Origin of the sequence: Amycolatopsis roodepoortensis, from assembly GCF_024628825.1 — a bacterium.
Classification (GTDB): domain Bacteria; phylum Actinomycetota; class Actinomycetes; order Mycobacteriales; family Pseudonocardiaceae; genus Amycolatopsis; species Amycolatopsis roodepoortensis.
In genome coordinates this window covers 6,208,406-6,224,698 of sequence record NZ_CP102415.1, presented here as the reverse complement: position 1 = coordinate 6,224,698, position 16,293 = coordinate 6,208,406, and the positions used below count along the sequence as shown (strand labels likewise).

General features: G+C 69.7%; 17 protein-coding genes. 7 read left to right on the top strand and 10 right to left on the bottom strand.

All coding sequences use genetic code 11. The features are described 5' to 3' along the window. Positions 1-93 precede the first annotated feature (93 nt). The gene (locus tag NQK81_RS29785; RefSeq protein WP_257484131.1) at positions 94-1,482 is read right to left on the bottom strand and encodes a GH1 family beta-glucosidase; all 1,389 of its coding nucleotides are present in this window, start codon (positions 1,480-1,482) and stop codon (positions 94-96) included. Positions 1,483-1,568: 86 nt separating this feature from the next. Between NQK81_RS29785 and NQK81_RS29780 the strand changes: the two genes are divergently transcribed. After that, positions 1,569-2,813: an ROK family protein gene (locus NQK81_RS29780; protein ID WP_257489879.1), complete on the top strand. Its 1,245-nt coding sequence runs from the start codon at positions 1,569-1,571 to the stop codon at positions 2,811-2,813. A gap of 109 nt (positions 2,814-2,922) precedes the next feature. Beyond that, positions 2,923-4,149 (top strand): family 16 glycosylhydrolase, encoded by a 1,227-nt coding sequence (locus NQK81_RS29775; RefSeq protein ID WP_257484130.1) that lies wholly within the window; start codon positions 2,923-2,925, stop codon positions 4,147-4,149. A 157-nt stretch (positions 4,150-4,306) separates the two neighbouring features. Here NQK81_RS29775 and NQK81_RS29770 read toward each other — a convergent pair whose 3' ends face one another. Then, entirely contained in the window at positions 4,307-4,954 is a 648-nt protein-coding gene (locus NQK81_RS29770; protein WP_257489878.1) for a GntR family transcriptional regulator, read from the bottom strand. 182 nt (positions 4,955-5,136) lie between these two features. Here NQK81_RS29770 and NQK81_RS29765 point away from each other — a divergent pair, with 182 nt between their 5' ends. From NQK81_RS29765 to NQK81_RS29745, 5 genes are read left to right on the top strand one after another with little or no spacing between them, the layout of a single operon-like run. Next, entirely contained in the window at positions 5,137-6,381 is a 1,245-nt protein-coding gene (locus NQK81_RS29765; protein WP_257484129.1) for an MFS transporter, read from the top strand. A gap of 26 nt (positions 6,382-6,407) precedes the next feature. Then, complete coding sequence (locus NQK81_RS29760) at positions 6,408-7,202, top strand: putative hydro-lyase (RefSeq protein WP_257484128.1); 795 nt, start codon at positions 6,408-6,410, stop codon at positions 7,200-7,202. After that, complete coding sequence (locus tag NQK81_RS29755; RefSeq protein ID WP_257484127.1) at positions 7,202-7,960, top strand: LamB/YcsF family protein; 759 nt, start codon at positions 7,202-7,204, stop codon at positions 7,958-7,960. The genes NQK81_RS29760 and NQK81_RS29755 overlap by 1 nt, the downstream gene beginning before the upstream one ends. Beyond that, complete coding sequence (locus NQK81_RS29750) at positions 7,960-8,565, top strand: 5-oxoprolinase subunit B family protein (RefSeq protein WP_257489877.1); 606 nt, start codon at positions 7,960-7,962, stop codon at positions 8,563-8,565. The genes NQK81_RS29755 and NQK81_RS29750 overlap by 1 nt, the downstream gene beginning before the upstream one ends. Next, positions 8,562-9,419, top strand: coding sequence for a 5-oxoprolinase subunit C family protein (locus tag NQK81_RS29745; protein WP_257484126.1), 858 nt, complete (start codon positions 8,562-8,564; stop codon positions 9,417-9,419). Before NQK81_RS29750 ends, NQK81_RS29745 begins: the two co-directional genes overlap by 4 nt. A gap of 223 nt (positions 9,420-9,642) precedes the next feature. Here the strand turns inward: NQK81_RS29745 and NQK81_RS29740 are convergent, their stop codons facing one another. From NQK81_RS29740 to NQK81_RS29705, 8 genes are all read right to left on the bottom strand, one after another. Then, positions 9,643-10,899, bottom strand: coding sequence for an HNH endonuclease signature motif containing protein (locus NQK81_RS29740; protein ID WP_257484125.1), 1,257 nt, complete (start codon positions 10,897-10,899; stop codon positions 9,643-9,645). A 137-nt stretch (positions 10,900-11,036) separates the two neighbouring features. Next, on the bottom strand, positions 11,037-11,657 hold the full coding sequence (locus tag NQK81_RS29735) for an alpha-ketoglutarate-dependent dioxygenase AlkB family protein (protein WP_126730582.1): 621 nt from the start codon (positions 11,655-11,657) through the stop codon (positions 11,037-11,039). Then, positions 11,645-11,773 (bottom strand): hypothetical protein, encoded by a 129-nt coding sequence (locus tag NQK81_RS29730; RefSeq protein WP_257484124.1) that lies wholly within the window; start codon positions 11,771-11,773, stop codon positions 11,645-11,647. Before NQK81_RS29730 ends, NQK81_RS29735 begins: the two co-directional genes overlap by 13 nt. 95 nt (positions 11,774-11,868) lie before the next feature. Continuing rightward, complete coding sequence (locus NQK81_RS29725) at positions 11,869-12,927, bottom strand: alcohol dehydrogenase catalytic domain-containing protein (protein ID WP_257484123.1); 1,059 nt, start codon at positions 12,925-12,927, stop codon at positions 11,869-11,871. 9 nt (positions 12,928-12,936) lie between these two features. After that, complete coding sequence (locus tag NQK81_RS29720; protein WP_126730687.1) at positions 12,937-13,317, bottom strand: transcriptional regulator; 381 nt, start codon at positions 13,315-13,317, stop codon at positions 12,937-12,939. Between the two features lie 178 nt (positions 13,318-13,495). After that, positions 13,496-14,179 (bottom strand): metal-dependent transcriptional regulator, encoded by a 684-nt coding sequence (locus tag NQK81_RS29715; RefSeq protein WP_034308648.1) that lies wholly within the window; start codon positions 14,177-14,179, stop codon positions 13,496-13,498. A gap of 35 nt (positions 14,180-14,214) precedes the next feature. Continuing rightward, complete coding sequence (locus NQK81_RS29710; RefSeq protein WP_192743703.1) at positions 14,215-14,664, bottom strand: GNAT family N-acetyltransferase; 450 nt, start codon at positions 14,662-14,664, stop codon at positions 14,215-14,217. A 5-nt stretch (positions 14,665-14,669) separates the two neighbouring features. Further along, positions 14,670-16,259 carry an amidohydrolase gene (locus tag NQK81_RS29705; RefSeq protein WP_257484122.1) on the bottom strand — a complete coding sequence of 530 codons (1,590 nt, stop codon included), beginning with the start codon at positions 16,257-16,259 and terminating at the stop codon, positions 14,670-14,672. Positions 16,260-16,293: the final 34 nt, after the last annotated feature.

The following is a 16,293-nucleotide window of genomic DNA, read 5'->3' as shown; positions in this document are numbered from 1 at the left end:
CGGTAGCGGCAAACAACTTTCCGCTGCCGAACCTAGGACGCGGGATCACCGGGAAGAATGGAGCGAACCGCCGGTTCGATGGTGGAGCAGGCCCTACCGCCGTCCGCCGCGCACCCGCTCGACGATGTCGCGGTACACCAGCCCGCTCTGTTTGATCGTCCGCGCCTGCGTCTCGCGGTCGACCCGCACCAGGCCGAGCCGCTTCGCGTAGCCGTACGCCCATTCGAAACTGTCCAAAAAGGACCAGGCGAAATAGCCGCGGACGTCCGCGCCCGCCCGCCGCGCGGCGGCTGTGGCGGCGATATGCGCGGACAGGTATCCGGCGCGATCGTCGTCGCGGACGAAACCGGTCTCGTCGGGGACGTCGGCGAACGCGGCGCCGTTCTCGGTGACGTAAAGCGGCAGCCCCGGATAGTCGCGGCTGATCCGGACGAGCAGTTCGGTGAGCTTGTGCGGCAGGATCTCCCAGCCCAGCTCTGTCGACGGTGCCCCGAACGGGACCTTGCGGAACGCGGGCATCCCGAAATGCTCCACGGCGTCCCCGTTCTCCTCCACCCCGGAATACCGCGTCCCGAAGTAGTAGTCGACGCCGAGGAAATCGAGCGGAGCCGCGATGATCGACGGATCCCACGGCTCCGACGGCAGGCGGATGCCCTGCCGCGCGAGCGTCTCCAGCACGTCCTCCGGGTACCGGCCGTGGACGAGCGAGTCGAGGTAGAACCTCGTCCCGAGCCCGTCCTCGAAACGCGCGGCGGCCCGGTCGGCCTCGCTCGGGGTGGCCGGGTCGGCGGTGCTCAGGTTGAGCGTGATGCCGAACTCGGTCCCCGGCGGCGCGAGCTCCCGCATCCGCCGCACGGCGAGACCGTGGCCGAGCAGCAGGTGATGCGCCGCGGCCATGCCCGCCTTCGCGTCCCGGCGCCCGGGCGCCATCACTCCGTGGACGTACCCGTGCATGGCCGTGCACCACGGTTCGCTCAGCGTGGTCCAGTGGCGGACGCGGTCGCTCAACCGCTCGAACACGAGCATCGCGTAGTCGGCGAACCGGACGGCGGTGTCGCGCGCGGGCCAGCCGCCCGCGTCTTCGAGGTGCTGCGGCAAATCCCAGTGGTACAGCGTCAGCCAGGGGTCGATGCCGTTGTTGAGCAGTTCGTCGACCAGCCGGTCGTAGAAGGCGATGCCCGCCGGGTTGACGCCGCCGCGCCCACGCGGCTGCACGCGTGGCCAGGAAACGGAGAATCGGTATGTGTCGACGCCGAGTTCCTTGAGCAGCGCGACGTCCGAGGGCATGCGGTGGTAGTGATCGCAGGCGATCTCACCGGTGTCCCCGTTGTCGACCGACCACGGGGACCGGGCCCAGGTGTCCCAAATGGACGGTGTTCTTCCGTCTTCGGCGACCGCGCCTTCGACCTGGTACGCCGAACTGCCGACACCCCACCGGAAGTCCGGCGGCAAGGTGCCGATGAGCTCGTCGTCCCCCGTCATGGCCCCTCTTCCCGCCTTATTTCACCAGTTGATACATGGCGGAGGATAAGGTCGTGGGGCATCCTGGAAAGGTCCGCCGCCACAAGATGGGTATCCGCATGCCTGCCAAGCGCACCACCGTCCGTGACCTGCGGCGGCACAACCGTTCCCTCCTGTTGTCGAAACTCTACTTCGACGGCCCGCTCAGCCGCCACGAATTGAGCGGTCTGACCGGGTTGAGCGCCGCGACCGTCAGCAACGTGACCGCCGAACTCGGCGAAGAACGCCTCATCACCGAGGCCGGGCTGGTCGAGTCCGACGGCGGCAGGCCGCGCGTCCTGCTCCGCGTCGACCCGGCGTACGGGCATGTCGCGGGCGTCGACATCGGCGAGACCGGGGTGAAGGTCGAGCTGTTCGACCTCACCATGAACCGGCTCGCCACCGTCGAGCATCCCCTCGCCTCGCCCCGGCCGGACGCGGCCGCGGCGGTCACCCAGGTGGCCTCCGGGCTCCGGGAGGTGATCACGGAATCGGGTATCGACGAGGCGACCGTGCTCGGGGTCGGCGTCGGCGTCCCCGGCACCGTCCAGCAGGGTGAAGCGCTGCGCGTGCACGCGCCCACCATCGGCTGGAAGGAGGTCCCGCTCACGGACCTCCTGCGCGCGGAAGGCGTCGAGCTGCCCCTGTTCGTCGACAACGGCGCGAAAACCCAGGGGCAGGGCGAAATGTGGTTCGGTGCCGGCCGCGGCGCCCGGCACGCGGTGATCGCGCTGATCGGGTCCGGCGTCGGCGCGGCCGTGGTCGCCGACGGCACCACCTACCGGGGCTCGACCAGCAGCGCGGGCGAATGGGGCCACACGACGATCGTCTACGGCGGGCAGGAATGCCGCTGCGGATCGCGCGGCTGCCTGGAGTCCTACGTCGGCGCGGAGGGCGTCCTCGCCCGTTATCGCAAGGCGCGCGGCGGAAAGTCGTCGGACGAGGACGAGCAGACCCAGTTCGCCGCCCTGCTGGAGTCGGCGGGCAAGTCCAAGGCCGCGGCCAAGGTGCTGGAAGAGACCGCGGGCTATCTCGGCGCGGGCATCGGGAATCTGATCAACCTGTTCGACCCGGAGCGGATCGTGCTGGGCGGCTGGGCAGGGCTGGCGCTCGGCGAGAAGTACCTGCCCGAGATCCGGCGCGTGGCGGGCGAGCACGCCCTGGCGCACGTGTTCGACCAGACCGAGATCGAGCTCGGACAGCTCGGCCCGGACGCCGTCGCCATAGGAGCCGCCACCCTCCCGGTCGCCGCGCTGCTGGAACAGGGCGCGGACCCGCGCACGGCCGGATCGAAGCGGGGCACGGCCGCCTGACCTTAATTCGAGGTCGAAAAATACGTCTTGTCGCAGTGGTAGAGACCATGCATACTTTGTTGTCAGGCACAACAAAGTAGTTCTCTGCCTGCGAAGAGAGGCGACAACGATGTCCATCTCCTCCCGTTTTCGCTGGGCGGCGCTCCTCGCCGCCGGCGTCCTGCTCGGCTCACTCCCCGCCACCGCCCAGGCTCCGGCTTCCGAGGCCGCGGTCACGGCCGCGACCTTCACCGACGACTTCAACGGCCCCGCCGGGGCGGGTATCGACACGTCGAAGTGGCATTTCGAGACCGGCGACAACGTCAACAACCACGAGCGGCAGTGGTACACCTCCGGCACGAACAACGCGGCACTCGACGGCCAGGGCAATCTGGTCATCACCGCGAAGAAGGAGAACCCCGGCAACTACAACTGCTGGTACGGGCGCTGCGAGTACACCTCGGCGCGGCTGTCCACGCAGGGCCAGTTCACCCAGACCTACGGCCGGTTCGAAGCGCGGATGAAACTCCCGCGCGGGCAGGGGATGTGGCCCGCGTTCTGGATGCTCGGCGCCGACATCGGCAACGTCGGCTGGCCCAACAGCGGCGAGATCGACATCATGGAGAACGTCGGCTTCGAGCCGAACACGGTGCACGGCACCCTCCACGGCCCCGGTTACTCGGGCGCGGGCGGCATCGGCGCGGCCTACAACGGCCCCAACTTCTCCGACGACTTCCACACCTACGCCGTCGACTGGGCGCCGAACCAGATCAAGTGGTACGTGGACGGGAACCTCTACCAGACCCGCACGCCCGCCGACCTCAACGGCAACCGCTGGGTCTTCGACCACCCCTTCTACCTGATCCTGAACCTCGCCGTCGGCGGCTACTGGCCCGGTGACCCGAACTCCAGCACGGTCTTCCCGCAGCGTCTCGTCGTCGACTACGTGCGTGTCAATTCCAGTGACACCGCCGGGCGCACCGGGCGGATCACCGGTATCGGCGGGAAATGCGTCGACGTCGCCGGGGCGAACACCGCCAACGGCACCCCGATCCAGATCACCGACTGCAACGGAAACGCCGCGCAGAACTGGACCATCGGCGGCGACGGGACGATCCGCGCGCTCGGCAAGTGCATGGACGTCTCCGGCGGCGGGACCGCGGACGGCACGGCCGTGCAACTGTGGGACTGCAACGGATCCGGCGCGCAGAAATGGGCGATCAGCGGCGCGCGCGACATCGTGAACCCGCAGGCGAACAAATGCCTGGACGCCACGGGGAACAGCTCCGCGAATGGAACGAGACTCCAGATCTGGACCTGTAGCGGTGGCGCGAACCAAAAGTGGACCACTCCCTGACGAGCCCCACGCCCGAAGCACTGTCCACAAGGGACACTCGTCGGGCAACCGCGCTCGTTTCAGGCGTTTCGCGCGTGGGTCGTGAGTGGCGATTCGGGTTAGAACCCGAATCGCCACTCACGACCCCACCCGGCGTTCGCCCACCCCCCGCATTTCGTCAGGGGGTGCGCTCGGCGTAGGCCTCGACCAGCTGGTTTTCGGCGTCGGTGAGGTACTGCGCGAGGAGCTTTTCGGCGCCGAGGCCGTCGCCGGCTTCGATACGTTCGAGGATCTCCGCGTTGCGCTTGAGGTACGGCTCGTGGAAGCGCCGTGGGTCGGCCATCATGTGGAACACCAGCCGCAGCTCGGCGAGGATGCCGCGCATCAGCTCGTCGATCCGCTCGCTGCCGCTCAGCTCCGCGATCGCCGAATGGAACCGGATGTTCGCGGTGCCGAGGTCCTGCCAGCGCTCACCCCGCTCGGCGATCCTGCCGTCCTCGACCAGGCGCGCGAGCTTCCCGAACGTCGGGGGTTTTTCCGTCACCGCCCGCACCGCGGAGCACTCGACGACCTTGCGCACCTTGTAGAGGTCGACGACGTCCTCGACCGGCAGCACCCGCACGAACACACCGCGGTTGAGCTCGTGGGTCAGCAGGCGTTCGTGCGTGAGCAGCCGGAACGCCTCGCGCAGCGTGTTGCGGGAGACGCCGAGCGCCGAGCCGATGTCCTGCTCCGACAGCCGGACGCCGGGCAGGAAGAAACCTTCCGCGATACGCGTGCGGAGGACGCCCGCGACTCTTTCGGCCGTGCTGGTCCGGCTGATCATGCCGCGATCCGCCTCGAGTCCTTCTACCGAGGCAGGACCACCCTCCGCGATCGTCACGTGACCGATCCTACCTAGGCACAATAGGCTCAGCCAAGGATCCTCTTGTGGAATTGTTGAACAATACCTACAGTGGCTATCCATGTGACCCGTGCCACCCTGAGATTCACCCTCTGGAGGTGCCGATGAACGCGACAGCCACTACCGAAGACACACGCCCCTTCGCCTGGTTCCGCACGCTCGGTTCGCGAGGCCGCCGGGCCTTCGTCGGCGCGTTCGGCGGATACGGGCTCGATTCGTTCGACTACCAGACCCTGCCGCTGGGCCTGGCCGCGATCACCGCCTACTACGGCCTCTCCGGCGGCGAGGCGGGCCTGCTCGGCACCACCACGCTGGTGGTTTCGGCGATCGGCGGGATCGGCGCCGGCATCCTGGCCGACCGCATCGGCCGGGTCCGCACCCTCCAGCTCACCATCGCGATGTACACGATCTTCACCGTGCTCTGCGGATTCGCGCCGAACTTCGAGACGCTCCTGGTCTTCCGCGCCCTGCAAGGCCTGGGCTTCGGTGGCGAATGGGCCGCCGGCGCCGCGCTGGTGGCGGAGTACTCGCAGGCGAAGTACCGCGGCCGCACGGTCGCCTTCGTGCAGAGCGCGTGGGCGGTCGGCTGGGCGCTCTCGGTCGTCGTCTACACCGTCGTCTTCAGTATCTGGAGCCCGGACGTCGCCTGGCGGGTCATGTTCTGGACCGGCGTCATCCCCGCGCTGCTGGTGCTGTGGGTCCGCCGCAACGTCCAGGACGCGCCAGTCGCCGAAGCGGCCCGCGCCACGAAGAAGGAACGCGGTTCGCTGGCGGGCATCTTCAAACCGGACCTGCTGCGCACGACGTTCTTCGCCGCGCTGCTGGCCACCGGTGTCCAGGGCGGCTACTACACGCTCGCGACCTGGCTGCCCAGCTACCTGAAGACCACCCGCGGCCTCACCGTCATCGGGACCGGCGGCTATCTCGCGTTCCTGATCTCCGGCGCCTTCATCGGCTACGTCACCGGCGGCTATCTGACGGACCTCCTGGGCCGCAAGAAGACGTTCCTGCTGTTCTCGGTGCTGTCGGCGGGTCTCATCGTCGCGTACACGCAGATCCCGGCGGGTGCGAACACGCTCGTGCTGTTCCTCGGGTTCCCGCTCGGGTTCTCGATGTCCGCGATCTTCAGCGGGTTCGGCGCCTTCCTCGCCGAGCTGTACCCGTCGGCGCTGCGCGGGACCGGGCAGGGTTTCACCTACAACCTCGGCCGGGCCATCGGCGCCACGTTCCCCGCCGTGGTCGGTTTCCTCGGCGCCGGCGGCGCGATGGTGTTCGGCGCGGTCGGCTACGGCATCGCCGTGCTGGCGCTGCTCGGCCTGCCCGAGACTCGCGGCCGCGAACTTCTGTGACCACAATCGGAAGAGGAGGCACCGCGATGACCACCTTCGACGAACCGGCGACGTTGTCCCCCGGCGAGGCCCGCGCCCTGTTCCGCGCGGGCACGGCCCGCCCGACCACCGGCTGGGCGAACGGGTTCACCCAGACCAACCTGATCGCCGTCCCCGAGGACTGGGCCTACGACGTCCTGCTGTTCTGCCAGCGGAACCCGCAGCCCTGCCCGGTACTCGACGTCAGCGACCCCGGCGACCCGTCGACCCGGCTGGCACCCGGCGCGGATCTGCGCACCGACCTGCCGCGGTACCGCGTCTGGCAGAACGGCGCGCTCTCCGGCGAGCTCACGGACGCGAGCGGGCTGTGGCGCAGCGACATGGTCGCGTTCTCGATCGGGTGCAGTTTCACCTTCGAATCGGCGCTGGCCGCGGAGGGTATCCCGCTGCGGCACGTCGACCAGGGCCGCAACGTGGCGATGTACGTGACGAACCGCGAGTGCGTCCCGGCCGGGCGGCTGCACGGGCCGATGGTGGTCTCGATGCGGCAGATCCCCGAAGACCGCGTGGACGACGCCGTGCGCATCACCCGGGGGATGCCCGCCGTGCACGGTGCGCCGGTGCACATCGGCGACCCGGGCGCGCTCGGCATCACCGATCTCGGCAAGCCTGATTTCGGCGACCCGGTCGACGCGGAACCCGGTGACGTGCCGGTGTTCTGGGCGTGCGGCGTGACCCCGCAGGCGGCGCTGATGGCCTCGCGGCCGCCGTTCGCGATCACGCACGCGCCGGGCTACATGTTCGTGACCGACAAGCTCGACAGTGAGTTCAGGGTGGCCTGATGGATCTCAACAGCGATTTGGGCGAGGGTTTCGGCGCCTGGAAGATGGGCGACGACGACGCCATGCTCGACATCGTCACCAGCGCGAACGTCGCCTGCGGCTTCCACGCCGGCGACCCGTCGGTGATGCGGCGTGTCTGCGAGCGCGCGGCGGAGCGTGGTGTCGTCATCGGCGCACACGTCGCCTACCGCGATCTCGCCGGATTCGGGCGGCGGGCGATGGACGTCGCCCCCGCCGACCTCACCGACGACGTGCTCTACCAGATCGGCGCGCTGGAGGCGTTCGCCCGCGCGGCGGGCTCCCGGGTGCGGTATGTCAAACCGCACGGGGCGTTGTACAACACGGCCGCGGTGGATCCGGATCAGGCGGCCGCGGTGGTCGAAGGGATCCGGCGGTTCCACCCCGGGCTCGCGCTGCTCTGCCCGCCCGGTTCGGAAATGGCCCAGCAGGCCGAAAAGGCCGGGCTCCCCGCGTACGCCGAGGCGTTCGCGGACCGCGCGTACACGTCCGAAGGCCTTCTGGTCTCGCGGAAACTGCCCGGCGCCGTGCTCCACGACGCCGACGAGGTGGCCGCGCGGGCGGTGACGATGGCGACCACCGGCAAGGTCGTCGCCGCCGACGGGACCGAGCTCGCCCTCCAGCCGCATTCGCTGTGCGTGCACGGCGACACGCCCGGCGCCGTCGAACTGGCGCGCCGGATCCGCGCCGGCCTCGACGCCTCCGGTGTCCACATCGGACCGTTCATCGAGGCCGCATGATGCGAGTGCTGCCCTATGGGGCGCGTGCGGCCATGGTCGACTTCGACGATCCGTCGGAGGTGCTCGGGCTGCACGCGTCACTGGAGCAGGACCCGCCGGACGGCGTCGTCGAACTGGTCCCCGCCGCGCGGACCCTGCTCATCCGGTTCGACCCCGGCCGGACCCACCACGACCGGCTCGCCGAAGACGTGCTCCATCGGGCAGGAGTGGACATCGAGCCGCGCGAGACCGCCGAGATCGTCGTGCCGGTGCACTACGACGGCCCGGACCTCGCCGACGTCGCGGCCGCCGCCGGCATGTCGGCGGAAGCCGTCGTCCGGCGGCACGAGGACGGCACCTACGTCTCGGCGTTCTGCGGTTTCGCTCCCGGTTTCGCCTACCTGACCGGACTCGACCCGGCGCTGCACCTGCCGCGCCGGACGAGCCCGCGCACGCGGGTGCCCGCCGGGTCGGTCGCGATCGCGGGCGAGTACACGGCGGTGTACCCGAACGCCTCCCCCGGCGGCTGGCAGCTCATCGGGCGGACCTCGCTGCCGGTGTGGGACGTCGAGCGGGAGCCGCCGAACCTGCTGGCGCCCGGTACGCGGATCCGGTTCACTTCATGACCGCGAAGATCGAAGTGGTCCGGCCCGGGGTCTTCGCCACCGTGCAGGATCTCGGGCGGCCGGGGCTGGCCGCGATCGGCGTCGGCCGGTCCGGCGCCGCCGACCGCGGTTCGCTGCGGCTGGCGAACCGGCTGGTCGGGAACCCCGAGAGCCACGCGGCCCTGGAATGCGTTCTCGGCGGACTCGTCCTGCGGTTCTCCGCTCCCGCGACCGTCGCCGTCACCGGCGCGCCCTGCTCGATCACCTCCGGCGGGCGGGCTTTCGGCCCCGGCTCGCCGATTTTCGTGCGTGCGGGCGACGAACTCGTTCTCGGGATGGCTTCTCACGGTTTGCGTTGCTATGTCGCCGTACGAGGCGGCGTCGACGTCCCTCCGGTGCTGGGCGCGCGGGCGACCGACACCCTCGGCAAACTCGGCCCGCCCGCGCTTTCGGCGGGGATGACCTTGCCGGTGGGGCAGGAGGCACTGGACCACCCCGGCGTGGATCTCGCTCCTCTTGCTTCTTTGCCCGAGGAACCGGTTCTGCGGGTCACTCCAGGGCCTCGGGTTTCGTGGTTCGTTCCCGACGCACTGTCCACTTTGGTCTCTTCCGGCTACGTCGCCACGGCCGATGCCGATCGGGTGGGTGTGCGGCTCGAGGGCCCTGCGCTGGCGCGGGCGCGGGGTGGCGAGCTTCCTCCCGAGGCCGCCGTGCCGGGCGCGTTGCAGGTTCCTCCTTCGGGGCAGCCGATCCTGTTCCTGGCCGACCACCCGGTGACCGGGGGCTACCCGGTGATCGCGGTGGTGGAGGAGGCGGATCTGGATCTGGCCGCGCAGGTGCGGCCGGGGCAGCGGGTGCGGTTCCGGCTCGCTTGAGAGACCGGCCGCCCGTCTCGGATTTAGCCAGCTGAATGCATGTTCACGTGGTCGGCCTATGTCCTGAGGTGCATGGTGTTCCGCCTCGGCGTCCCGGCGGGTGGGGCGAACTGGGCCTGGCCGCGCAGATGCGGCCGGGGCAGCGGGTGCGGTTCCGGCTCGCTTAAGAGACCGGTCGCCTGGCTCGCAATTAGTCAGCTGAATACGTGTCCACGTGGTCGGCCTATGTCCTGAGGTGCATGGTGTTGCGTCTTGGTGTGCTGGTGGGGTCGAGGTAGGTGGGTGGGGTGAATTCGGGGAGTCCGTCTTGGGCGATTTGGACTTTCCATTCGCTGTGGTGGATGAGCCGGTGGTGTTTGGTGCAGAGCAGGACGAGGTTGTCGATTTTGGTTTCGCCGTGGTGGCGCCAGAAGACGATGTGGTGGGCGGTGCAGCGGGGTACGGGCATGTCGCAGCCGGGGAAGGCGCAGCCGCCATCGCGGATCGTCAAGGCGTATTTCTGGGCAAGGGAGACGGTGCGTTTGGAGCGTCCGATGTCGAGGGGTTCTCCGGCGGTGCCGAGGACACCGGGCCGGACGCGGGCGTCGCAGGCGAGGATGCGGGCGTCGGTGGCGCTGATCGGGCCCACGAGGTCGAGGTGGGCTTCGCCGAGGTCGTTGATCAGGTCGTCGTAGGACATGGTGACGAGAATGTGGGTGGCTTCGCCGGCTTGGCCTGGGAGGTTGCGGCTGGTGGTTTTCAGTCGGACGTAGTCGGTGAAGGCGTCTCCGTAGCGTTCGTCTTGGGTGCGGGAGTCGCGGACTCCGTCGATGGCTTTGTGGGGTTTGGCCATGGGGTCCAGGTCGGATTTCAGGCGGGCGTAGGTTTCGAGATCGAGCCGAGCCTTGAGGCCGAGGGTGCCGTCGCGGTGTTTGACGAACCGTAGCTCCGGCCGGGTGTCCTTGGGGTCTTCGTTGCGGGGTTCTTTGCCGTCGGGGTCGAGTTCGTCCAGGAGGCGGCGTCCGGCGCGGGCGATCTGCCGTGGCCCCGCCCGGCGCGCCAACTCCACCAGGATCGCCTCCCCGGCCCGCACGTCCTCCTCCGGAACAGTGGACGGGATCCGGGCCAGGGTGCGGATGATCGCGTCGATCTGACCACCACCGATCACCCCCTCGGCAGCGGCCTGGGCCGTCAAGGGCGCCAGGGGAGGCTCAGGCTCACCGCCGATGGCCGGGCCGGGATGCAGCGCCAGGACGCGGTCAGCGCGGGCGCTGGCTTCCTTGTCCGTCACCAGGAAGTCCTCGAAAATCAGTGCCGCCAACGTCGAATGCCCGCTACACCCACGCGCCCCGCGGGAATTGATTTCCGCCAGGATCGCGTTCTGTTCGGCATCCGCCCGGCGCTTCAGGACTTCGAGTTCTTGTTTGCGGGCATGCAGCGTGGCGGTGTCGACGCGCCACCACTCGGTGGACGTCTCCTGGGGTGCATCGTTGCTGGCCACGACCTCAAAGCTACCCCGAATCGAACACCTGCGCTAGCCCAAACGGCCCAACGGAGAGAATTGCCGAAAAATGGCAATCACGAAGGAGTCTTAAAGCAGCGAAGCGCCTTTAAGCGCGCGAAGACCGCTTAATCACTCTAAAGTCCCGAAACCCGCAGAGTGATGTTCAACCGCCCCGCCAGCCCCAGCTCCGGATCGGCCGTCCCAGGCAAGATCCGGGGCACCCCATGGAAGGCCAGCCGCGACTCCCCGCCGAACACGAACAGATCCCCCGACCGAAGATCCACATCCGTATACGGCCGCCCACGATCGACCGTGTTCCCGAACCGGAAGACGCAAGCGTCCCCCAGGCTCAGCGACACGACAGGCTCCAGCGAGGCCTCGTCCTTGTCCTGATGCAGCCCCATTTTCGCGGCGGAGTCGTAGAAGTTCACCAGCGCGATGTCCGGCTCGTACGTCGACGGACCGTAGGCGGCGGCGACGGCACGGCGCCCGAGATCGCCCAGCCACGAAGGGAACGGCAGGACCGGGGAGCCGTCCGCGGTCACCTTCGAGTACCGGTACGGATGCCAGTGCCAGCCGAGGCAGACCGTCCGCACCGACATGACGCCGCCGTTGGGCAACCGCGTCTGCCGGTAGCCACGCCAACCTCGGCACGCTTCGACCAGACGGCGTTGTTCGTCGAGGTCGAGCCAGTCGGGAACATGCACCGCACCGGGCGCGATTTCGGTCCGCGGGCGAGGGATCAGCGCGTCCACGCGTCGAGTGTGCCAGGACGCGCGCCGATGATCCGGTGACCCCGTACCAGGACACCCGCCGCGGCGAACCAGAGCAGCACGGACCGGCCGAACCGGGGCAGGGACGGAGCATCCATGACTGTCACGGTCAAGCAAGCTGCCACAAACCGCCGGAAGAAGCCACCTTTCGGACTACTCCGATCGGCCGGTTGACCGCAGGGCGTTCACCCGGTCACCGTGCGAATTCGACCACCGTCACCCCGGCCCTCGCGGGCACCGGGTCGTTCATCGCCGCGAGGACGGCGGGGACGTCGTCGAGGCCGACGCGGTCGCCGATCATGCCTTCGAGGTCGATCCCGGCCGTCTCCACCACCCGCAGCATCTCGGGGTACTCGTGCGCTTGCAGCCCGTGGATGCCCACGATCTCCAGCTCTCCGCCGATCACCCGGTGCATCGGGATCGGCGCGACGCCCTGCGCGGGCGGCATCAGCCCGGCTTGGACGTGCCGTCCCCGCTTCCGGAGGCTGCCGATCGAGGCGGCGCAGGTGGTCGGCGAGCCGAGGCAGTCGAGCGACACGTGCGCGCCGCCGCCGGTCAGCTCGCGGACGTGCGCCGCGACGGCTTCATGGCCTTCGAACGCGGACGGGTCGATGGCCGACGAAGCCCCCATCCGCACGGCCAGCGCCCTGGCCTGCGGGGACGGGTCGACGGCGACGACCGAAGCGCCGGCCGCGACGGCCAGCAGGATCGCCGAGACACCGACACCACCACAGCCGTACACCGCGACCTGCTGCCCCGGCCGGACCCCGCCCTGGCGCAGCACGGCCCGGAACGCCGTCCCGAACCGGCAGCCCAGAGCCGCCGCTTCGGCAGCCGACAGCGAGTCCGGCAGTGCCACGAGGTTGACCTCGGCGTTCTCGATCGCGACGTACTCGGCGAACGAGCCCCAGTGGGTCGCGCCCGGCTGGAACTCGCGGTCGCAGATCTGCTGGTCGCCGGCCGCGCACTGGGCACAGGTGCCGCAGGCGCAGACGAACGGGACCGTCACCCGGTCGCCCGCCGACCAGCCGCGCACGCCCTCGCCGAGCGACGCGATCCGGCCGGCGAGTTCGTGCCCGGCGACGTGCGGCAGCTTCACCGACGTGTCGTGCCCCTGCCAGGAGTGCCAGTCGCTGCGGCACACCCCGGTCGCCTCGACGGCGATCACCACCCCGCCCGGCGGCGCGACCGGGTCCGGCACCTCGCGTACCTCGGGCAGCACCCCGAACTCCTCGAAGACGACCGCCCGCACTCTTGCTCCCTACGTGTCCCGGCCTCTCGGCATCACGATGCCCTCGCCGGGCACCGTACACCGGGCCGCCCGCCCTCGCGGCGGTCCCAGAAGCCGTGACAGGGACTCCGGTGGAACCCCGAGCACCTCCTCGAGATTCTTCAGCACCAGCAGGGATTCCGGCCGTTCCGGACGGCACCGGCCGGACTGCCAGTGGCTCAGCGTCGCGAGACTGACCGAGCACCCCCGCCCCCTGAGCCGGTACCGGATCCGATCGAGACCGAGGCCCCGCGCCCTGATCGCCGCCCTGAGGGCGTCCGCGAACGGCCCCGTCTCCAGCAGCCGCCTGAGTTCACGTCCTTCCGCCACCCCCCGGTCGATGGTGTGTGTCCGCTGACCGGTCATCTTCATCGCCTTCGCACGCTCGCTAGCCACCCGGAATAGCGCAGCCTAGGCGCGCGATCACATGATCGGAAGGGTCTTCGATCACCTATCGGCGTGGCAGGCGGGTGACGTAATTATGCAGAGACGTAGGGAAAATTCCCACCCCGGCCGATACTCGTCCACAGTGGACACAGGCGACACGGGCTCAGCGCAGCGCGACCGACAGCGCCTGCGCGATCTCCTTGCCGATCGCGTGGGTCGCCGCGTCCGGCGGCGAGCCGACCTTGACCACCATCGGGCCGCCGAACGGCTGGCGCTCGACCACCTCGATCCGCTCGCCGAGGCCGATGGAGTGCTCGGTGAGGTAGCGCAGGAGCTCCGGGTCGGTGTCCCAGACGCGGACGATCTCGCCGACCGCCCCGGGCGGGAGGTCGTCGAGGATGCGCATCGGCATCTCCTCGACGCTGCCGTCGGGCGCGGGGATCGGGTCGCCGTGCGGGTCGCGGACCGGGTTACCGAGCTTCGCGGCGATCCGTTCGACGAGCCTGTCCGACACGGCGTGTTCGAGCGCGTCGGCCTCGGAGTGGACCTCGTCCCAGGTGTAGCCGAGTTCGGACACCAGGTAGGTCTCGATCAGCCGGTGGCGGCGGAGCACGGAGCGCGCGAGCAGCCTGCCGTCGGTGGTCAGCTCGATCCCCCGGTACGGGACGTGCGCGACCAGCCCGAGCTGGGACAGCTTGGTGACCATGCCGGACGCCGAGGACGGGCTGACCTCCAGCCGTCCGGCCAGCGACGTGTTGGTGACGGCCTCACCGCGTTCCACCAGCCCGTAGATCACCCGGACGTAGTCCTCCACGGACGACGACCTGCGGCTTGCCCCTTCACCCATGCGTGCGAGTTTACGGCTTGCCGCCCGGCCGCGACTCACCCAGCGTGGGGTCGCCAGCGGTACCGGATCCAGCCGGGGACGGGGTCGGCGCCGAGCTGGGCGTAGAACGCCTCGCCCTTCTCGTTGCCCTCCTGCATGTCCCATTCGACCCGGCCGGGCGACCGCGCGGCCAGTTCGTCGAGCAGCTCCCGCCCGAGGCCGAAGCGGCGGTGCTCCGGGCGCACGAAGAGGTCGTCGAGCCAGATCCCCGGCCGGGCCTCCCAGGTGGAGAAGTTCCAGCTGCAGAAGGCGAACCCCGCGACCTTGCCCGGTTCACCCGGAGGGGTGGCCAGCAGCACCCAGGCCTTCGGGTCGGGTCCGAAGAGGAACCCGGCCATCTCCTGCCTGTCGAGCTTCAGATCGTGTTTGTCCTCGTAGACCGCGTGCTCCTCGATGAGCGCGCAGATCTCCTCGATGTCGTCCGCGACCGCGTCCCGCACCGGCATGGGTCTCAGCTCCGTTCGTAGACGATGTCGCCGCCGACGGCGGTGGCGACGACGTGGATCGAATCCAAAGTGGACTCGTCGGCCGGGTCGGCCGAGAGGACGGCGAAGTCGGCGAGCTTGCCGATCTCCAGCGTGCCCAGGTCCTTCTCGGCGAAAGCGGCGTACGCGGATCCGTACGTGTACGCGCGCAGCGCTTCGGCGGGCGTGAGCCGCTCGTCGGGACCCAGCACGACTCCGGACGCGGTCTTCCGCCGCACCATGTCGGCCAGCGCGAGCAGCGGCGCGCCCTCGACGACCGGGCGGTCCGAGCTGGCCGGCAGCACGCATCCCGCGTCGAGCAGGCTCTTGAGCCGGTAGCACCACGGCTCGCGCTCGGGGCCCAGCGCGGCCCGCATGCCGTCGCCGATCTCGTTGACGAACCGGCCCTGCGGCGAGGCGATGAGCCCCAGCGACGCCAGCCGTCGCAGCTCCTCGGGCCGCAGCACCGCGCAGTGCTCGATGCGGTGCCGGTGATCGGGCCGCGGGTCGGCCTTGAGCGCGGCCTCGTAGGCGTCGAGGACGACGGTGATCGCGCGATCGCCGATGGCGTGCGTCGCGATCTGCCAGCCCGCCTTGTGCGCGGCGGCGATCGTCCGCGCGATCTCGTCCTCGGGCACCTGGAAGTAGCCGACGTTGTCCGGCTCGCCCGCGAACGGCTCGTGCATCGCGCAGGTCCGGCCGATCAGCGACCCGTCGGCGAACAGCTTCATCGCGCCGATCCGCAGCCATTCGTCGCCGAACCCGGTGCGCATCCCCAGGTCCAAGCCGAAGCCGGCGCCCGCGTCGAGGTCGTGGAGCACGCTCGCGGCGACCATCACCGTGCTCCGCACGCGCAGCACCCCGCGCTCTCGTGCCAGCTGGTACGCGGCGAGTTCGGCGGGGGTCTCCCCCACGAGGCCCCCGCCGATCCCGGCCTCCTGGACACTCGTGATGCCCTCGGCCAGGTACCGCTCGCTCGCCCTGTCCAGCCCGCGGACGACCCGCTCCACCGGCGTCGGGTAGGTCAGCGGCCGCAGCAGGAGCTGGGCCTGTTCGCGCAGCAGCCCGGTCGGCGAACCGTCCTCGTCGCGGACGACGTCGCCGCCGACCGGCACGTTCGCCAGATCCAGCCGTTCCAGGACCGCGGAGTTGACCACGGTCATATGGCCGGAAGTGTGCTTGAGCCGCACGAGGTGCCCCGGAGCGGCGCGATCGAGCCCCTGCCGCGTCGGATGGCCGCCGTCCAGCTTGTTCTGGTCGTAGCCGCTGCCGATGATCCAGCCGCCCGGAGGGGTTTCGGCCGCGCGCCGCGCGACGGCGTCGTACACCTCGTCGACGCTGCGGCAATCGGACAGGGCGACGTCGTCGAGCGCCATGCCGAACCAGGCCATGTGGTTGTGCGCGTCGTGGAATCCGGGCACCACCACGGACCCGCCGAGATCCACTCGCCGTTTTGCGGAAAGTCCGGCCGCGTCGTCGCCCAAAGCGACAATTCGACCGTTGAGTGTCGCTATAGCTACGGATTCCTCCGTTCCAGTGAGGAACCGGGCGTTCTCGTAGACCGTGTCGACCCGCATGGATCCGACCCTATCGATCGATCGATCGGTCGTC